Annotated in this window: 15 protein-coding genes and 1 pseudogene; 9 read left to right on the forward strand and 7 right to left on the reverse strand. The window is 57.8% G+C overall.

Annotated elements, in window-relative coordinates:
* Window positions 1–69: 69 nt before the first annotated feature.
* The gene (locus tag BT116_RS00655; protein WP_072339141.1) at window positions 70–288 is read left to right on the forward strand and encodes a tautomerase family protein; all 219 of its coding nucleotides are present in this window, start codon (window positions 70–72) and stop codon (window positions 286–288) included.
* A gap of 101 nt (window positions 289–389) precedes the next feature.
* Window positions 390–860, forward strand: a complete 471-nt coding sequence (locus BT116_RS00660) for a DoxX family protein (protein WP_072339143.1) — start codon at window positions 390–392, stop codon at window positions 858–860.
* A 24-nt stretch (window positions 861–884) separates the two neighbouring features.
* On the opposite strand, the gene BT116_RS00665 is transcribed toward BT116_RS00660, so the two are convergent.
* On the reverse strand, window positions 885–1,562 hold the full coding sequence (locus BT116_RS00665; protein WP_018600493.1) for a TetR/AcrR family transcriptional regulator: 678 nt from the start codon (window positions 1,560–1,562) through the stop codon (window positions 885–887).
* A gap of 148 nt (window positions 1,563–1,710) precedes the next feature.
* Here BT116_RS00665 and BT116_RS00670 point away from each other — a divergent pair, with 148 nt between their 5' ends.
* A complete protein-coding gene (locus tag BT116_RS00670; RefSeq protein ID WP_072339145.1) occupies window positions 1,711–2,592 on the forward strand; it encodes a 2,4-diacetylphloroglucinol hydrolase in 882 nt (293 codons plus the stop codon).
* 19 nt (window positions 2,593–2,611) lie between these two features.
* Here the strand turns inward: BT116_RS00670 and BT116_RS00675 are convergent, their stop codons facing one another.
* Window positions 2,612–3,238, reverse strand: coding sequence for a TetR/AcrR family transcriptional regulator (locus tag BT116_RS00675; RefSeq protein WP_063321691.1), 627 nt, complete (start codon window positions 3,236–3,238; stop codon window positions 2,612–2,614).
* 437 nt (window positions 3,239–3,675) lie between these two features.
* On the opposite strand from BT116_RS00675, the gene BT116_RS00680 reads away from it, so the two are divergent.
* The 6 genes from BT116_RS00680 (at window position 3,676) to BT116_RS00705 (ending at window position 9,944) form a co-directional block, all read left to right on the forward strand.
* Window positions 3,676–4,740 (forward strand): hydroxymethylglutaryl-CoA synthase, encoded by a 1,065-nt coding sequence (locus BT116_RS00680; RefSeq protein ID WP_256572542.1) that lies wholly within the window; start codon window positions 3,676–3,678, stop codon window positions 4,738–4,740.
* A 30-nt stretch (window positions 4,741–4,770) separates the two neighbouring features.
* Window positions 4,771–5,967: a thiolase family protein gene (locus tag BT116_RS00685; protein ID WP_057447984.1), complete on the forward strand. Its 1,197-nt coding sequence runs from the start codon at window positions 4,771–4,773 to the stop codon at window positions 5,965–5,967.
* 10 nt (window positions 5,968–5,977) lie between these two features.
* On the forward strand, window positions 5,978–6,418 hold the full coding sequence (locus BT116_RS00690) for a Zn-ribbon domain-containing OB-fold protein (protein WP_013693033.1): 441 nt from the start codon (window positions 5,978–5,980) through the stop codon (window positions 6,416–6,418).
* A gap of 156 nt (window positions 6,419–6,574) precedes the next feature.
* On the forward strand, window positions 6,575–7,624 hold the full coding sequence (locus BT116_RS00695; RefSeq protein ID WP_063321692.1) for a type III polyketide synthase: 1,050 nt from the start codon (window positions 6,575–6,577) through the stop codon (window positions 7,622–7,624).
* A 131-nt stretch (window positions 7,625–7,755) separates the two neighbouring features.
* Entirely contained in the window at window positions 7,756–9,021 is a 1,266-nt protein-coding gene (locus BT116_RS00700; protein WP_072339916.1) for an MFS transporter, read from the forward strand.
* Entirely contained in the window at window positions 9,021–9,944 is a 924-nt protein-coding gene (locus BT116_RS00705) for a fumarylacetoacetate hydrolase (RefSeq protein WP_072339150.1), read from the forward strand. Before BT116_RS00700 ends, BT116_RS00705 begins: the two co-directional genes overlap by 1 nt.
* Window positions 9,945–9,999: 55 nt before the next feature.
* Here BT116_RS00705 and BT116_RS00710 read toward each other — a convergent pair.
* From BT116_RS00710 to BT116_RS00730, 5 genes and pseudogenes are all read right to left on the reverse strand, one after another.
* Window positions 10,000–10,596: pseudogene (locus tag BT116_RS00710) on the reverse strand (TonB-dependent receptor); the annotation flags it as partial.
* Between the two features lie 203 nt (window positions 10,597–10,799).
* Window positions 10,800–12,053 (reverse strand): OprD family porin, encoded by a 1,254-nt coding sequence (locus BT116_RS00715; RefSeq protein WP_072339152.1) that lies wholly within the window; start codon window positions 12,051–12,053, stop codon window positions 10,800–10,802.
* 94 nt (window positions 12,054–12,147) lie between these two features.
* Window positions 12,148–13,452 (reverse strand): CitMHS family transporter, encoded by a 1,305-nt coding sequence (locus BT116_RS00720; protein WP_072339154.1) that lies wholly within the window; start codon window positions 13,450–13,452, stop codon window positions 12,148–12,150.
* 138 nt (window positions 13,453–13,590) lie between these two features.
* Window positions 13,591–14,916, reverse strand: coding sequence for a C4-dicarboxylate transporter DctA (gene dctA / locus BT116_RS00725; RefSeq protein WP_072339156.1), 1,326 nt, complete (start codon window positions 14,914–14,916; stop codon window positions 13,591–13,593).
* 41 nt (window positions 14,917–14,957) lie between these two features.
* Window positions 14,958–16,040, reverse strand: coding sequence for a 4-oxalomesaconate tautomerase (locus BT116_RS00730; RefSeq protein ID WP_072339158.1), 1,083 nt, complete (start codon window positions 16,038–16,040; stop codon window positions 14,958–14,960).
* Between the last annotated feature and the right edge of the window lie 94 nt (window positions 16,041–16,134).

The raw sequence follows: 16,134 nt of genomic DNA on the forward strand, positions 1-16,134 counted from the left end.
ACCTGAAGGGGAAAGATGCGCTTGGGTTGTTGACCCTACCGAATTTTTCCTACACCACGGAGTCGATCCATGCCATTTGCCAACTACAAATTCCCCGAAGGAATCCTGGACCACGCCCGCAAAGAAGAGATCATCCATCGCACCACAGAGATGTTCGTCGAGTACTTCGGCGAGGGTGTTCGTCCGTTCACCATGATCCTTGTCGAAGAGGTTGCAGACGGCGGATGGGGGCGCGCCGATGAAACGCTGACACTGGCGAAGATGGGCCTGCCCGCCAAAGGGCAATAGCGCCCAGGGAGTATTCGCAGAGGTATCGCCCCTTGCACAGTGCAGGGGGCGCTATCGAATTCATGCGTCAGCGCTTCAAGCAACCCTGCCAGGGATTCCCCATGACCACTCAAGTCTTATCGTCGCTGCGCCGCGTGTTAGCCGCTGCGACTGAACGAGTCGCCCGCGTCGAAGCGCTCCTGTACACCTTGCTGCGGATCATCTTCGCCGGCGTCCTGCTGACCCACGGTTTACCAAAAGTTCTGCGCATTTCCCACGGTTCGATGGCGGATCCAATGGCCGCCTCGATCAACCTCATCCAGAACGTGATGGGACTGCCTTTCGCGGCACAGCTTGCCTTCCTGGTCATGCTGCTGGAGACGGTCGGTGCGCTCATGCTGGCAATAGGGCTCGGCACACGACTCGTCGCCCTGCTGATCGCCATTGAGATGGTTGCAATCAGCTATGCGCTGGGGCCGACATGGCCCTGGATAGATCGAGGCATCGAGTTTCCTGTGCTGATGGGGTTTCTTGCCCTCTACATCGTCGCGCGCGGCGGCGGTGCCTACTCATTGGACTCGCGCCAACGGTAGCCCCCCATAACCATGGCCCCCGCGTCAGCTTGCAGCGTCGTGGGCAGTCGCGGCCACTGCCTGGAGCCCACCAAGGGCATAGCTCATCATGTGGTCGATCAAACCCTGCGGCTCGAGACTCAACCCTTGCAGCACATGCTGCTTTAACGGCTGATGGGCTATAAGCAAAAAAAGACAGGGCGCGAAGACACTGATGGCGCTGCGCAACGTTGTCGGGTGATCCGCTGGCAAGTTCATGATTTGCCCAAGCAAGCCACGCAGAATGTGCGCCTTGGGAAACGACTGCTCCTTGAGTACCACCTCAAACTCGGGAGAAGGCGAAAGCACTTCGCGCGTGAGCACTTTCAGCGCCCAGCCATCCGGATGGTCGTGCAGGCGCTCGACCAGCACGGTGATGAGGGCACGTAATTTGTCTTGCGGCGAACCGGGCCGCTCGTTAAGCGAAACCAGAGTTTCCATCCGCACCAACCGAGCGTGGGCTTCGAGCAATACCGCGCGGTACAGGCCCTCTTTGTTTACGAAGTGATAATTCACCGCCGCACTGTTGGCTTGCGAACGTTCGCAAATCTGCTTGCTGGTGGTGTTGGCCAATCCCTGTTCGGCAAACAATTCACCCGCTTTTTCCAGAATCTGCAGCCGCGTTGCCTGCCCATCGAGCCGCGAAGCACGAGGCAGGGAAGGCTTGCCAATGGCATTGTCCATGAGCTCATCTCTTTATAGTTCTAATTCAAATTTGACTTTTTATTTCAGCCTACCTATTTTGGTCCCGTCATTGTCCCTTTACAACACCGCGCGAGGACTTCGCAGCCGATGCTCCGGGCTTTTCGCGCACTATCAAGGAAATACCGTCATGGAAGCGCGCGTAATGACACCTTTCACCTACTTCTCATTGCCAATGCAGAAGCAGTTCCTGGCCAATCAGCGGGCCATCCAAGGCAAACCCTACGCCGACTTTTTCCGCTCGAAGATCAGCGTGCCGCTCAGTGCCGTCGAAAAAATACAGCAAGGCCCCATGCCCTTGGCTGACGCCTTGACGCCCAGCGTTGAAGACCTTAACCGCATGCTCGCCGCTGATTTCATTAGCGAAGAGGCCGGATACGCCCTGCTGCCAGGGCCGATGGCCTATGTGCAAAGTCGCAAGTTTTTTCCCAACTGCACCGCGCAGATGCTCAAGTGGTGGTTCATGTGGCATCCACTGGAGGCTGAACGCTACACCCTGTGGTTTCCTTATGCCCACGTGGAAAACCCCTGCGTTCATCACGAGCGCCTCCTGGACGATACCCTGACTTTCGAGGAGCGCTTGTACGGTAATACCTTCTGCGCCTCCGAGTACGTCGGTGACCGCCTTATGCACCTGCACATTGATTTCAGGGCCCCCTGCGACCTGGGCTTCTGTCCGGATCTTTACCGCGAATCCAAAATAGACGGCAGTGTCAGCGCCTTGATGAGCCTGGCCCACGAACCGCAAGTACCGGTGTCGTTGATGGCGCACTTGTTCAAGGAATGCCCGGAGGGTTTGTACCTGACGAGCCGTTACTGGGTCGGCAGCCACCCCGCCATGCAGCGTTTTCCAGGCGCCGAGCGCGCCGCCCAGCTACTGGAAGAAAACGGCCTGGGAGAAGTGGAGCTGGAAACCCTGGCTTATGAATTTGCGGTGCATGACTTGTGTGAGTTCAACCACCTGGCCAGCATCCTGCCGAGCCTTCATGCACGATTCAGCGGCGCGAAATAAGCCCAACCCCTCCCGATAATCAGGCTTCGGCGGCGTCTTGAACCGCCGCCGAAGTCGGGCGCAGTACCCCGTTCATCAGCAGTGTCGTGAACTCATTGATATCTGCCTCCACCTCCAACTGCTCGGTCAACAGCCGGTACCAGCAAAACCCAAAGATCATGTCCAAGAGCAATTCACGCGATGTATCCTTGGGCAACTCGCCCTGCTGAATAGCTTTTTCCACCAGCTTGCGAGGCAACTCCCTACGCCGCTCCATGAATTCGTCTTTCAGCTTGGGCAGCGTGCTGGGATCGAGCTGGGCCTCAGCAATGACGCATCGAAAAGCTTCCCCGCAAATCGTTTCTCGCCAGACCTTCCAGAGATTGAGCAGCAAGAAATTGAGGTTCTCCTTGAAAGTGCCTTTATCAGGCTCTTTGCGAATCTGCTCGCTTTCACTCTCGTAGACCTCGGCGATCAAGGCTGCCTTGTTACCCCACCACCGGTAGATTGTCGGTTTGCTCGCGCCAGCGCGGCGGGCCACCGCCTCGATGCTCAACCCCGAGTAACCGCACTCTTTAAGTGTTTCTATGGCAGAAATGATGATCGCTTTGTGCGTGTGAGGGCTCCTCAATGAGCCAATGGAGCTCCGAGATGGTTTACGGGCCATAAATCAAAATCTCCAATATGGCGCTTGACAAAAGAGACTCAGGGTATAGGATTCTCTCGAAAAGCAATGAAACGGATCGTTTCGTTTTGTATATTTATATGATCTCAGCTTCTGCTTGGAAGGGGGTCTCTTGAGCGCTTACTACCTCTATATAGGGAGACATGAGAAAGAAAGTCATAAATTTTTAACGTCACCTTAACGATACGGTACGTTTCGTATCATACATAATGATTGCACGAAAACAAACCTATTGTTCATAGGTTGACCGGTAGGTTCTGCTGCTTGGACCCGCCGATTTACGGAGCATGGGACCGCCATTTATCACTTTGCGAGCACCAATAGATAGTTTCTAAATATTTCATGCGCCTGTCACGGCTTTCTGCCAGCAGGTGAAAGAACGGAATCTGGAGGAAGTACACATGAATAGAGTAGGAATTGTGAGCTATGGCGCGGGCATCCCGGTCTGCCGGCTCAAGGTGGACGACGTGATCCAGGTGTGGAAAAACACCGACTTGAGCTTGGTAAAGGGTCAATTGGGCGTCCTTGAAAGGGCCGTGCTGCAACCTGATGAAGACGTCATTACCTTGGGCGTCCTCGCCGCCCAGCGCGCACTGGACAAAGCGCCGCCTTGTTCCCTTGAAGCGCTTTATCTTGGCACCTGCACCAATCCATATGACTCCCGGGCCTCGGCCGCGATCATCCTGGAAATGCTTGGCTGCGGCTATGACGCCTTTTGCGCAGACGTGCAGTTTGCCGGCAAATCCGGCACCAGCGCCCTACAGATTGCATACGCCTTGGTAGCATCGGGCATGGTGGGCAACGCGTTGGCAGTGGGCGCTGATACGATCAACCGCAACACCGCCCCCGGCGATTTGACCGAGTCCTACGCCGGAGCGGGCGCCGCTGCCCTGCTGTTGGGTACCGAAAATGTGATCGCGCATTTTGACGCCAGTTTTTCTTGCGCGGCGGATGTCGCTGACAACATCAGGCCTCAAGGGGACCGCTATATCCGGTCGGGAATGGGATTGGGCTCGGACAAGAACAGCATCGGCCTGGAAGACCAGACTCGCCGTGCTGCCTCGGGATTGATGGCCAAGATCCATGCGCAGGCCGGTGATTTCGATTATGTCGTCTTCCAACAGAACCTGGTTTCAACCCCCTACTCTCTGGGCAAGCACCTGGGATTCACGACGGCGCAAATCGAACCTGGCATCTATGCCCAGAGTGTCGGCGATGCTGGGGCAGCAAGCCCTTTGCTGGGCTTGGTCAACGTCCTCGATCAAGCGCGTCCCGGTGAAAGAATCCTGGTGGTTTCCTATGGGTTTGGTGCGGGCAGCGATGCCATTGCCTTGACCGTCACCGATGCCATCGAAGCCTATCAAAAGACCAACGTTCCGCTGCGCACGCTGCTGGAGGATAAGTACTACGTGGATTACGGGACGTCGATCAAGTACGAGTTCAAATACTTGCGGCCCGACTACGCCCTGACGGCCTATCTCTGATTCCAATTCATCCAGCAAGGAGCACCTTTTATGAGCGCACGACGCGTTGCTATCGTTTCGGCTGCCTATACCCCTAAGCCCGGCAGTTCCAGAGTTCGCCAGACGTTCAAGGAGATGATCGTCGAGTCCGCCTACCAAGCGCTCAACGCCATCAAGATGCATCCCCGCGAACTCCAGGCTGTTGCCTATGGCTACCACGGTGAAGGCATTTCTGAATACGGAGGCCTGGGCCCGACCATTTCCGATGCCTTGGGTATCAGCCCTGCCCCCACGTTCATGAGTACTGCCAACTGCACGAGCAGTTCGGTGTCTTTCCAGATGGCTCACCAAATGGTCGCCTCAGGTGAATACGACATCGTCCTGTGCGGCGGTTTCGAAAAAATGACCGACCACATCAACTACGCCGAGTACATTGGCTCCAGCACCGAATGTGAATACGATTATTTTCTAGGCATCTCACACACAGACGCCTTCGCCCTGGCGACCGCCGAGTATTTTGAAAAGTTCGGTTATGCAGGACGCGAAGCGGATGTATTGGCAACCTTTGGGCGGCAGATGCGTATCTATGCCCATAACACCCCCACCGCCACCCGCTATGGCGTGCCGATTCCATCCCTTGAAGCGCTCAAGAGTAGCGAAGCGTGTGGCTCGATGTTGGCCTGGGGCGAAGCCAGCGGTTGCGCCATCCTGGTTGCCGAACACCTTGCGCACCGTTACACGACCCAACCGGTATTTATCCGTGGCTGTGCCTACACCGGTGTATCGCACTATTTCGGCACGCGCTATCACAACCCGACGCTCCAATTTCCGGGACTGCCAAAAGATGTAGGCATGGCAGTTTCCGCCAACTCGATGGCCTGCGCAGAAATCGCCTACAAAAAAGCCGGCATCACTGCAAAGGATATCGATGTGGCGCAAGTCTACGACTTGCTGGGCGCCGGGTTGATTCAAATGGAGTCCATGGGCGTATGTGGTCCAGGCCAGGCAGGCGACTTCGTATTGGAAGGCGGCATAGCTCTTGATGGGCAACTTCCCCTGAACACTGACGGTGGCAACATCGGACGCGGCCACGCCTCCGGTTGCGATGGGATTTTGCACATTACTGAATTGTTCCGACAGCTTCGCGGCGAGTCCAACAACCAAGTCAAAGGCGCCCGTATCGGTGTCTCGCAAAACCTGGGCGGTTACGCCGCGCACAACAGTGTCATTGTGCTTTCCAACGATTAAGGAGCCGACCATGTCCCTTTACCCTGAACAGATTCACCGCATGACCACCGCCAGCATGTTGCGCGAATGGCGCGAGCATGGCGGCAAATACCGTCTCGAAGGCAGCCGTTGCCAGGATTGCGAAGAAATTTTCTTCCCTCGGCGCACCGTCTGCGGCGCGTGCAATTCGTTGAATGTGGAACCGTATCGCTGCGCACGCACCGGCACGATTCAAGTCAGCGCCCATGCCGAGAATCCGATACTGGCAGCCATGGGCTATGGCGAAACCGTGCCCCGCTTCATGGCGATGGTGCGTCTGGATGATGGCTTGGTGATTGCCTCGGAAATCGTAGATGTCACCGATCCCCGGCAAGTCGTCAGCGGTGCGCCCGTGCGCATGGTTATTCGCAAACATGTCCGGGAAAGTAACTTGGCCTGGCAATATGCCTATAAGTTTGTGTTGGTTAAATAACAAACAAGGCATCCGCTACACCGCTCTTTCGATAACAACAGTCAAGTTTTTTGGCTCCCCAGCCCGCTGCTTTGATTCTGTCTTTCAGAGTCCTGCTTTGCAGTCATTGCCTTAAATGTGCTTCTAACTTTATTGGCTTCTAGCCGAGGACTTGTCATGTCTACTCTTTGCAAACCCAGTCTGTTGTTTCCGCAATACAAGATCACCCAGCAACAAATGATCGAGCATCTAGAGCAGTTGCATGATGATCATCCACGAATGGCACTTGCCAAACGAATGATTCAAAACACACAGGTGAACGAACGGCACTTGGTCCTGCCTATCGATGAACTGGCGGTGCACACTGGCTTCACCCACCGCAGCATCGTTTATGAACGCGAAGCCCGTCGCATGTCATCCATCGCGGCGCGCCAAGCCATTGAAAATGCCGGGCTGACCATCGACGACATTCGCATGGTCGCGGTGACATCGTGCACCGGTTTCATGATGCCCTCGCTCACGGCCCACTTGATCAATGACCTGGGCCTGCGAACCTCGACCGTACAACTGCCCATCGCTCAATTGGGCTGCGTGGCAGGCGCTGCGGCGATCAATCGCGCCAATGATTTTGCCAGCCTGGCGCCGGACAACCATGTCCTCATCGTCTCCCTGGAGTTCTCGTCGCTCTGCTATCAACCCCAGGACACCAAGTTGCACGCGTTCATATCGGCGGCGTTATTCGGCGATGCCGTATCGGCCTGCGTCATGCGTGCCGATGACAAGGCGCCTGGTTTCAAGATCGCCAAGACCGGGTCTTATTTCCTGCCTGATAGCGAGCACTACATCAAATATGACGTCAAGGACAGTGGCTTTCACTTTACCCTGGACAAGGCCGTCATGAACTCCATTAAAGATGTCGCACCGATGATGGAGGAATTGAACTACGAGACCTTCAATCAACATTGCGCTCAAAATGACTTTTTCATCTTCCATACCGGCGGACGGAAAATTCTTGATGAACTGGTCCTGCAACTGGACTTGGAACCCGGCCGGGTCGCGCAATCTCGCGACAGTTTGAGCGAAGCCGGGAACATCGCCAGCGTAGTGGTCTTCGATGTGCTCAAGCGCCAGTTTGACAGCGGGCTTGTCGATGGCGCGACTGGCATGCTGGCGGCCTTCGGCCCCGGTTTCACCGCTGAAATGGCCGTGGGCAAGTGGGTCGCCTGACAGATCCGATAAAACACCGGCACCCAGCCAGGGGCACACCTGCCCCTGGCTGCCGGAGTATGGATCGCAGGCGTTCACCTCGCTCAAGAGAGCTTCGAAAGCGCTAGGGAAAGAAGGAAAAGAACATGGAGATGAAGTATTTGGTCGCTCGACCTTGGGGCGGCTATGAAAGACGCATGATCACGCTTCTGTCGCTGAGCTTCGGGCTGGTAGGACTGGACAGGTTCATTATCATGCCGCTGTTCCCGGTGATCATGCGTGACTTGGCCCTGGACTATCAGGACTTGAGCATGTTGTCGGCCATCCTGGCATTTGCATGGGGAGGCTCTGCCCTGTTCATGGGCGCCGCCATCAGGCTACTGGGCCCCAAGAAGTTGCTGGTGCTGTCGATCACCTTGCTATCGATTCTGGCCGGTGCGTCTGCATTGATCACCGGCCTGGTGGGCCTGGTGCTCTTGCGCGCCTTGATGGGCGTCTGCGAAGGGGCCTTCACTCCGGTCAGTATCATTGTCACCGATGAAGTCTCGCAGCCTTCCCGGCGCGGACTCAACCTAGGGATTCAACAGGCCTTGTTCCCCATCATCGGCCTGTGCCTCGGACCGCTGCTGGCGGGCGTATTGCTGGAAATGTCCGGATCCTGGCGCGCCGTATTCGCCATCATTTCGTTACCCGGCCTATTAGTGGCCTGGTACCTCTATAGAATCTACCAACCGACCCAGGCGCCCAGCACGGAGTCGATTGAACATACCTCCAAAAGCCAGTGGAGGACGGCCCTGTCCTGCGGGAACGTGCGGCTCAATATTGCCTTGATGCTCTGCATACTGACGTGCCAGTTCGTTCTGTGCGCCCTGCTCCCTAGCTACCTGACAGACATTCTGCACCTGAGCAATTTCTCCATGGCCATGATCATTTCTGCAATTGGCCTGGGTGGTTTTTTTGGCCAACTGGTCATTCCCGGCTTGTCCGACCAACTGGGTCGCAAGCCCGTGGTCTCGATCTGCTTCATGATCAGCGCCCTGTTGGTGGGTTTATTGATCATCAGCCCACCGTTGCCCTGGCTACTGTTCCTTCAATTATTTTTCTTGTCCTTTATCAACTTCAGCCTGATCTGCATGACGGTCGGCCCACTGACCAGCGAATCAGTGCCGCCCAGTTTATTGGCCACCGCGACGGGCCTGGTGGTGGGCTGCGGAGAGATTCTTGGAGGGGGCGTCGCCCCTGTCGTCGCCGGCTACATCGCCATGACGTGGGGACTTACCGCGATTCTGTTCCTGGCACTGGCCGGAAGTATCACGGGGGGCTTGCTGTCCTTACGGCTCAAAGAGGCAAACCCGGCGTTCAACGGACTCAAGGACTACGCCCCCCTGTCCGCACGCTTGACCCTGGAGGATAAGTGATGACCCACTATGTAATGTTGCTGGACTCTCCAGTGCCGCGAGGAGGCCTTGGCGTATTTGACTTCAAGTCCGGGCAAAGCCGGGAGGTGCGTCCACCCCAGGGAAATCTTTATGAAGCCCTGGCCCATTGCGCGGATCGGAATATGGACTGGGAGTCCTATCTCAAGGACCTGCCGTCCACGCCCTACCCGCTTACGCCTGCGGCGGTGAAATACCGACCGCCGCTCAAGCCCGATAACAACTTGTTGGTCCAGATCAGCGAAATCACGCTCTGTACCGCCAAGACAGAACAAGCCTGGTATTACAAAGGTAACGGCCGACTGCTCAAGACCGACGGCGACCCTTTGCAGGTGCCCTATCATTCACAAAGCATCAGTAGCGAGCCGTGCATTGTCTGCCTCTATTGGGTCGACCCGTTTGGTGCGCTGCGCTTCATTGGTTTTACCCTGGGTAACGATATTCACGATCATGTATTGCACAGTCGTGACGCCATTTCTTCAACGCATGCGCACTTGCGTACCTGTGCGATTGCCCCGGCATTGATCGTGGGGGAATTGCAGGCTGACTTGGCCATCAATGTCCAGATAGAACGCGACGGCCAACCCTTGACGGCAAGTCACCACCGGATGAGTTTGCATCGCTGGCAGAGTCTGCGCCGATACTCGGAAGAGTTCTTGGAGAAACACGAGCAGTTTCTCGAGCCCGGGCTGGTTCATTACGTGTTTCACAGCTTGAGTCATCGCACCGCGAATGTGCCGCTCCAGCACGGTGACTGGCTCAGCATTGACTGCCCCGAGCTGGAATTGGCCATGAGCAATCAAATCGTCGAAGAGGAATTGGTACCGCTGGTGCCCTTGCCTGCGCGGCGCGCTCCTGACCATGACTGTATCGACCGGCCCCTGCCCGTGCCGAAAAAGTTCTGATCGACCGCTATAAACGAGGGGATGGCCCTTGGTTTGAGCCACCCTTGCTCGCTTCTTAGAAATCGACCGTGGCCGAGAGTTGCAATGTGCGCGGAGAGCCGGGAGAGAACGCCCCATACGAGGCGACACCCGACCAGTATTCGCGGTCAAAGACATTTTGGACCGTGGCTCGGAAAGTCGTCGGTCGACCTTCGATCTTGGTGGCGTAGCGAGCGCCCGCATCGAAACGGGTCCAGGCATCCAGCTCCTGGGTGTTGGCCTGGTTCACGTATTGGCTGCTGGTGTAGATCGCGCCACTGGTGAGGGTAAAGCCTTCCACCCACGGGGTGTCCCATTCGGCCCACAGGTTGGCTTGCACGTCTGGCACGCCCACCGGCTTATTGCCACGGTTGGCCGCTGTGGCGGAATCCGTCAGCTCACCATCGAGCAATGTCACGCCGCCCATCAAACGGGTGCCGGGGGCCACTTCGCCGAACACGCTCAGTTCCACGCCACGGTTGCGCTGTTCGGCCTGCACCGAGAAAACATTGTTCGCACCGAGCTCGCCACTGGGCTTCTCGATCTGGAACAGCGCCAGGGTGGTCATGAACGTGCCGTGCTCGTACTTGACCCCTATCTCATGCTGCTTGGATTCATAAGGTGCAAACGTTTCGACCGGGCCACCGTGATGAGCGCGGGGCCACTGAGAAAACCGTGGCGAGGGAGCTTGCTCCCGCTGGGTCGCGAAGCGACCCCAAAACCTGCCGAACGCGTAACACAGACACACCGCACCCGCCGGTTCACGACTGTCGCAACCGAGCGGGAGCAAGCTCCCTCGCCACAGGTCCATCGTTGTTTCTTAGGTAACTGCATGACCTACCAAAGCGCGATGTCGTAGCTGAAGTAGATACGATTGCTGTCACGGCCACGGGAAAAGTCCGAGCGATAGACGTAGTTGCGCAACTTCACCCCCAGCCCCTTGAACGTACCCTGCTGCACCACGTAGGCGATCTCTGCGTCACGCTCCCACTCTTTGACCGTGGTGTTGGACTTGCCGTCGTTGCCGCTCAGGTAGCGGGTGGAAAATGTCAGGCCAGGCACACCGAGGCGAGCGAAGTCGTAGCCATAACCGAGCATCCAGGTCTTCTCGTCTTCCTCGATGAACTTGCCGATCCCGACGTTGCTGAAGGAGTACACCGTGGCGCCGCTGACATAAGGCAGGCCCGCCTCGCCGCTGAGGGTTTGATAGCCGGCGCTCAGTGTGTGGCCGACAACGGCGTAGGACAGCGACCCGCTGAGCATATCGTTGTCGATCTTGCCGCCGTAGGCCGAACCCGAATCGACGCTGTTGAAGTAATGCAGGTCGCTGGTCAATACCCCGGCGCCCAGGGGCAGATCATGCTGGATGCCAACAAAGTTCTGTCGATAGAAATTCTCCAGCTCGCCATAGAAATAGCTCGGGCGGATGTTTTTGCCCAACTTGTAGTCGGCACCGGCATAACTGAAATCACCGGACTTATCGCCGCCGTAGCCATCGGGCACGATGGGCATGCTGTCGCTCGAATCGCGCAGCTTGAAACGCTCCAGATACCCGCCGGTGACGGTGAGGTTGTCGATGTCGGTGCTACTGATCTGAGTGCCCTGGTAAGTCTGGGGCAACAGCCGCGCATCGTTGTAGACCAGCACCGGAGTCTTGGGCAGCAAGGTGCCATATTTGAGTGTGGTCTTGGCTATCCTGGCCTTGGCGGTCATGCCCGCGCTGGCGAACTCATCGGCGGCGCGACCGTCGTCATGCACCGGCAGCAGGCCGGTGCCGCTGCGGCCACGCCCGGAATCGAGCTTGACCCCGAGCAGGCCCAGCGCATCGACCCCGAAGCCAATGGTGCCCGGCGTAAAGCCTGACTGGTAATCGAGCAGGAAGCCCTGGGCCCATTCGGTGCGCTCACTCTTGGCAGTCCTTGCCGCCCGCGTGCTCATCCCGTGCTCATCGCGGAAATTTTCGTTGAAGTAGACGTTGCGCAATTGCAGCTTCAGCTTGCTGTCGTCGATGAAACCTTCGGCGCTGGCCGAGGCCAGGGGCAACAGGCCAAGGATTGGAAACAAAGCCCCGCGGGTCAGCAAAATGGTCATGTCTGGCTACTCGTTGTTGTTATTGGGCGTGCAGGCCTTCTCACCCCCATTTGCAGGGGGCGTGTCAGGCAGGAAAACAAGGTTGTCGGGTGAATCAGGAAAACAGCGTCAGCGCCCCGGTCAGCAGGGCCAACACGGTAATCACCAGGGAGGTGAGCACCGCCCATTTGACGGTGGCTTTCTGGAAGTCGCCCAAGTCGCGGTCGACCATGCCCACCAGCAATAGCGTCGAGGCCACCAGTGGGCTCATCAGGTGCACCGGCTGGCCGAGAATGGACGCCCGGGCAATTTCGACCGGATCAATGCCATAGGCGGCAGCGGCATTGGCAAGGATCGGCACGACACCGAAGTAGTAGGCATCGTTGGACAATACGAAGGTCAACGGCATGCTGGTAATCGCCACCACCAGCGGGAAGAGATGGCCCCAGGATGGCGGAATCCAGTCGACCAGGGTTTGTGCCAACGCATCGACCATTTTCGTCCCGGAGAAAATCCCGGCGAAGATGCCCGCGGCAAATACCAGCAGGACCACGGTCATGGCGTTGCCCGAGTGGGCGAGAATGCGCTCCTTCTGAATGTCCAACTGCGGATAGTTGATCATCAGTGCCAGGACGAAACCGATCAGGAACAGGATCGCCGAGTGCATCAGCCCCATCACCAGCGCAACCATCACCGCAACCACCAGCAGCAGGTTGACGTAGGCCAGCTTCGGACGCTTGTGCGGCGTGTTCTCGATGATCGCGTTGATGTAGCAGTCACCGCCACCGCTTTGCAGCTGGACGTTGCCAATGCGCTTGCGCTCGGCACGGCCCAGCAGGAAGGCCGTGAACACCACCCACATCGCACCACCGATCATGGTCGGCAGCAGCGGCACGAAATACTCACCGGCATCCAGGCCCAACGCTGCGATCGCGCGGGTCGCCGGGCCGCCCCAAGGGGTCATGCCGCTCATGATGCTCAAGGAGAGCATGGAAACAGTCGCCAGGATCATCGGATTCATGCCGATGCGTTTGTACAGCGGCAACATCGCGGCACAGGTGATCATGTAAGTCGTCGTGCCGTCACCGTCCAGCGCCACCAACAGCGACAGCAGCGCAGTGCCCACGGCGATCTTCATCGGGTCGCCATTGACCCGCTTGAGGATCTTGCGGATCAACGGGTCGAACAGACCGGCGTCGATCATCAGGCCGAAAAACAGGATCGCGAACAACAACAGTGCCGCCGACGGCGCGACCATTTTCAGGCCGTCCAACATCATCTTGCCGGTGGTCCCGCCAAAGCCGCCAAGCACGGCAAAGACGATGGGGACCACCGTCAGGGCGACGATCGGTGACAACCGTTTGGTCATTATCAGGAAGGTGAAGACCACCACCATGGCCAAGCCAAGTAAAGCGAGCATATGTCAGTTCTCTTGTTGTTATGAGTAGCTTGGCTGACATTCAGGCGCACGCCCCCCAACCCGCCAGGCAACACGCAAAAGTGCCTGGCGCAGGTAGTGAGTAAGCGGATGTGGTGCCGTCGAGTCAGCCGCGAGCGGCTAGAGGTGTTTGGCGACCTTCGTATCGTCCCAGGTAGAGTCCGTTGCCGAGGTCTGCGCCAGGGCCGGTTTGCCATCCAGGGTCCGCAACAGGACTTCGCGGTCGCAGGCATTCTCCGAAAGGGAGATCACCACGGTCGCAACGGCGTTGCTCGCCAGGCTGGTCAACGCCCGCGCTTCGGACATGAACCGGTCGATCCCGATCAACAGGGCCAGGCCCGCCAGGGGAATATCGTGGATGACCGTCAAGGTCGAGGCCAGGGCGACAAACCCACTGCCGGTCACCCCCGCGGCACCCTTTGACGACAGCAGCATGATCGCCAGCATGGTGATGACCTGGGTCAGCGTCAGGTCGATGTTGCAGGCCTGGGCAATGAAGATCGCCGCCAGCGACAGATAGATCGCCGTGCCGTCGAGGTTGAACGAGTAGCCCGTCGGCAGCACCAACCCCACGACCCCTTTCTTGCAACCCAGGGCCTGGAGTTTCTCCAACATCCGCGGCATTACCGGTTCGGTCGAGGACGTCCCCAGCACCACCAGGAACTCTTCACGCAGATAACGCAGCAGCTTCCACAGGCTGAAACCGTGGGCGCGGCAAACGCTGCCCAGCACCACGAAGACGAAGAAGGCGCAGGCGATATACAAGGTCATGATCAGCTTGGCCAGCGAGCCCAGCGACGTGATGCCGTACTGCCCCACCGTGAAGGCCAAGGCCCCGAAAGCGCCAATCGGAGCGAAACGCATCAGGTAGGAGAAAATCTTGAACACCATGTGCGAAGCCGATTCCAGGACGTCCAGCACAGGCTTGCCACGCTCGCCCAGGGACGACAGGGCAAAACCGCAGAGCACTGCGATAAACAGCACCGGCAGCACCTCGCCTTTATCGAACGCGCCGATGAAGGTGTCGGGAATGATGTGCATGAAGAAGTCCACCACACCCAGTTTCGCGGCGGATTCGGTGTACTGCGACAATCCTTGGGTGCTCAACCGGGTCGGGTCGATGTTCATGCCCGCGCCGGGCTTGAACAGGTAGACCGACACCAGGCCGATGATCAGGCTGATCACCGTCAGCGCCAGGAACAACAGCAGGGTCTTGCTCAACAAACGTCCCAGCGAGCGCTTGTCGCTCATGCCGGCGATACCGGTGACAATGGTGCAGAACACCACCGGCGCGATCATCATCTTGATCAGCTTGATGAAGGCATCACCCAGCGGCTTCAAGGCAATCGCCTGTTGCGACCAGAAATGCCCGACGACCACGCCCAGCAGCACAGCGCAGATGATCTGGAAGTAGAGCGATTTAACAACTTTCATGGCATCACCCATTTTTAGAATTGTTCTGATGCAAAAGACCCTGGCTGCCTAGGCTATCCGGCCAACCGTTGGGACGCCGTGGCGTAGACGTAACCTGAGAAAAGCCGGCGCGCGGTACGCACCACCGAGGCCCGGATGGTCTCACCCTTTTCACCGGTGTAGGACAGTACGACATCGATACCGCCGCTTGGGTGCTCAATCCGAACCTGTTGCAAGCGCGGCTCGCTGACGGTGCGAAGCAACTGTGCGACGACGCTGCCTTCGGTTACGCACGCCGTGGCCAGGCCGATGGAGCCGGTGATCGCCAGGGCGCGGTGACAGTTGTGCGGCATGAAGTAGCGCACCTGGATCGTCCCACCAGACTTGGCCGGAGACACCAGCACCGGTTTGGGAATGACCTTGTCACTGACATCACCCAAGCCCATGGCCAGGCCGGCTTTGAGACGCAGGGACTCCAGGCGCTGCAGGAAGGCTTTATCGGCGTCCAGCTCAGCGGGGCTTTCATCGCCGCGCTTGCCAAGCTGACTGGCTTGAACGATCACCATCGGCATCGCCATGTCGATGCAGGTCGCCGGGATGCCGTCGATCAGGTCCTGGGGTTGCCCGGTCGGGAAGAGTTTCCCCGTCTTGCTGCCCGCCGCATCGAGAAACGTCAGCTGTACCGGAGCGGCTGTGCCAGGCACGCCGTCGATGGCGGTGTCGCCTTCATAGCTGACCTTGCCTTCCGGGGTTTGCACTTGGGCATTCACGAAAGTCCCGGTGTTGAGGTTGCGAATACGCACCCGGGTCAGGTCGCCGGAAGGCTTGACCAGCCCCTGCTCGATGGCAAAGGGGCCGACGGCGCAGAGCATGTTGCCGCAGTTGGGGGCGGTATCGACCCGACGCTGGGAAACCATGACCTGGACGAACAAATAATCGACATCCGCGTCAGGGTGCAGCGATGGGCTGACGATCGCCACTTTGCTGGTTTGTGGGCTGCCGCCACCGATACCGTCGATTTCCAGCTCGTGGCCGGATCCCATCAGGTTGAGCAGCAGCTCGTCACGTTCGGCGATGGCGACCGGCAGATCCCAGGCGAGAAACACCGGGCCTTTGGACGTACCGCCGCGCATTAGCACACAAGGAATTCGCTGCATGTTCACTAACTCTTGTTGATCAATCTGGATAATTGATGCTCTGGACACAAGAGTGGCAAAATTTGAAAAGTGTTTCCAATGCAAAGATCAGAGA

Origin of the sequence: Pseudomonas sp. NFACC16-2 (genome assembly GCF_900119205.1) — a bacterium.
Classification (GTDB): Bacteria; Pseudomonadota; Gammaproteobacteria; order Pseudomonadales; family Pseudomonadaceae; genus Aquipseudomonas; species Aquipseudomonas fluorescens_Q.

Excerpts from the sequence above, each read along its gene's own strand:
- BT116_RS00655 (WP_072339141.1), top strand. The coding sequence starts at position 70 with ATGCCATTTGCCAACTACAAATTCCCCGAAGGAATCCTGGACCACGCC.
- BT116_RS00700 (WP_072339916.1), top strand. The coding sequence starts at position 7,756 with ATGAAGTATTTGGTCGCTCGACCTTGGGGCGGCTATGAAAGACGCATG.
- BT116_RS00675 (WP_063321691.1), bottom strand. The coding sequence starts at position 3,238 with ATGGCCCGTAAACCATCTCGGAGCTCCATTGGCTCATTGAGGAGCCCT.
- BT116_RS00665 (WP_018600493.1), bottom strand. The coding sequence starts at position 1,562 with ATGGACAATGCCATTGGCAAGCCTTCCCTGCCTCGTGCTTCGCGGCTC.
- BT116_RS00660 (WP_072339143.1), top strand. The coding sequence starts at position 390 with ATGACCACTCAAGTCTTATCGTCGCTGCGCCGCGTGTTAGCCGCTGCG.
- BT116_RS00670 (WP_072339145.1), top strand. The coding sequence starts at position 1,711 with ATGGAAGCGCGCGTAATGACACCTTTCACCTACTTCTCATTGCCAATG.
- BT116_RS00685 (WP_057447984.1), top strand. The coding sequence starts at position 4,771 with ATGAGCGCACGACGCGTTGCTATCGTTTCGGCTGCCTATACCCCTAAG.
- BT116_RS00705 (WP_072339150.1), top strand. The coding sequence starts at position 9,021 with ATGACCCACTATGTAATGTTGCTGGACTCTCCAGTGCCGCGAGGAGGC.
- BT116_RS00690 (WP_013693033.1), top strand. The coding sequence starts at position 5,978 with ATGTCCCTTTACCCTGAACAGATTCACCGCATGACCACCGCCAGCATG.
- BT116_RS00730 (WP_072339158.1), bottom strand. The coding sequence starts at position 16,040 with ATGCAGCGAATTCCTTGTGTGCTAATGCGCGGCGGTACGTCCAAAGGC.
- BT116_RS00720 (WP_072339154.1), bottom strand. The coding sequence starts at position 13,452 with ATGCTCGCTTTACTTGGCTTGGCCATGGTGGTGGTCTTCACCTTCCTG.
- dctA (WP_072339156.1), bottom strand. The coding sequence starts at position 14,916 with ATGGGTGATGCCATGAAAGTTGTTAAATCGCTCTACTTCCAGATCATC.
- BT116_RS00715 (WP_072339152.1), bottom strand. The coding sequence starts at position 12,053 with ATGACCATTTTGCTGACCCGCGGGGCTTTGTTTCCAATCCTTGGCCTG.
- BT116_RS00695 (WP_063321692.1), top strand. The coding sequence starts at position 6,575 with ATGTCTACTCTTTGCAAACCCAGTCTGTTGTTTCCGCAATACAAGATC.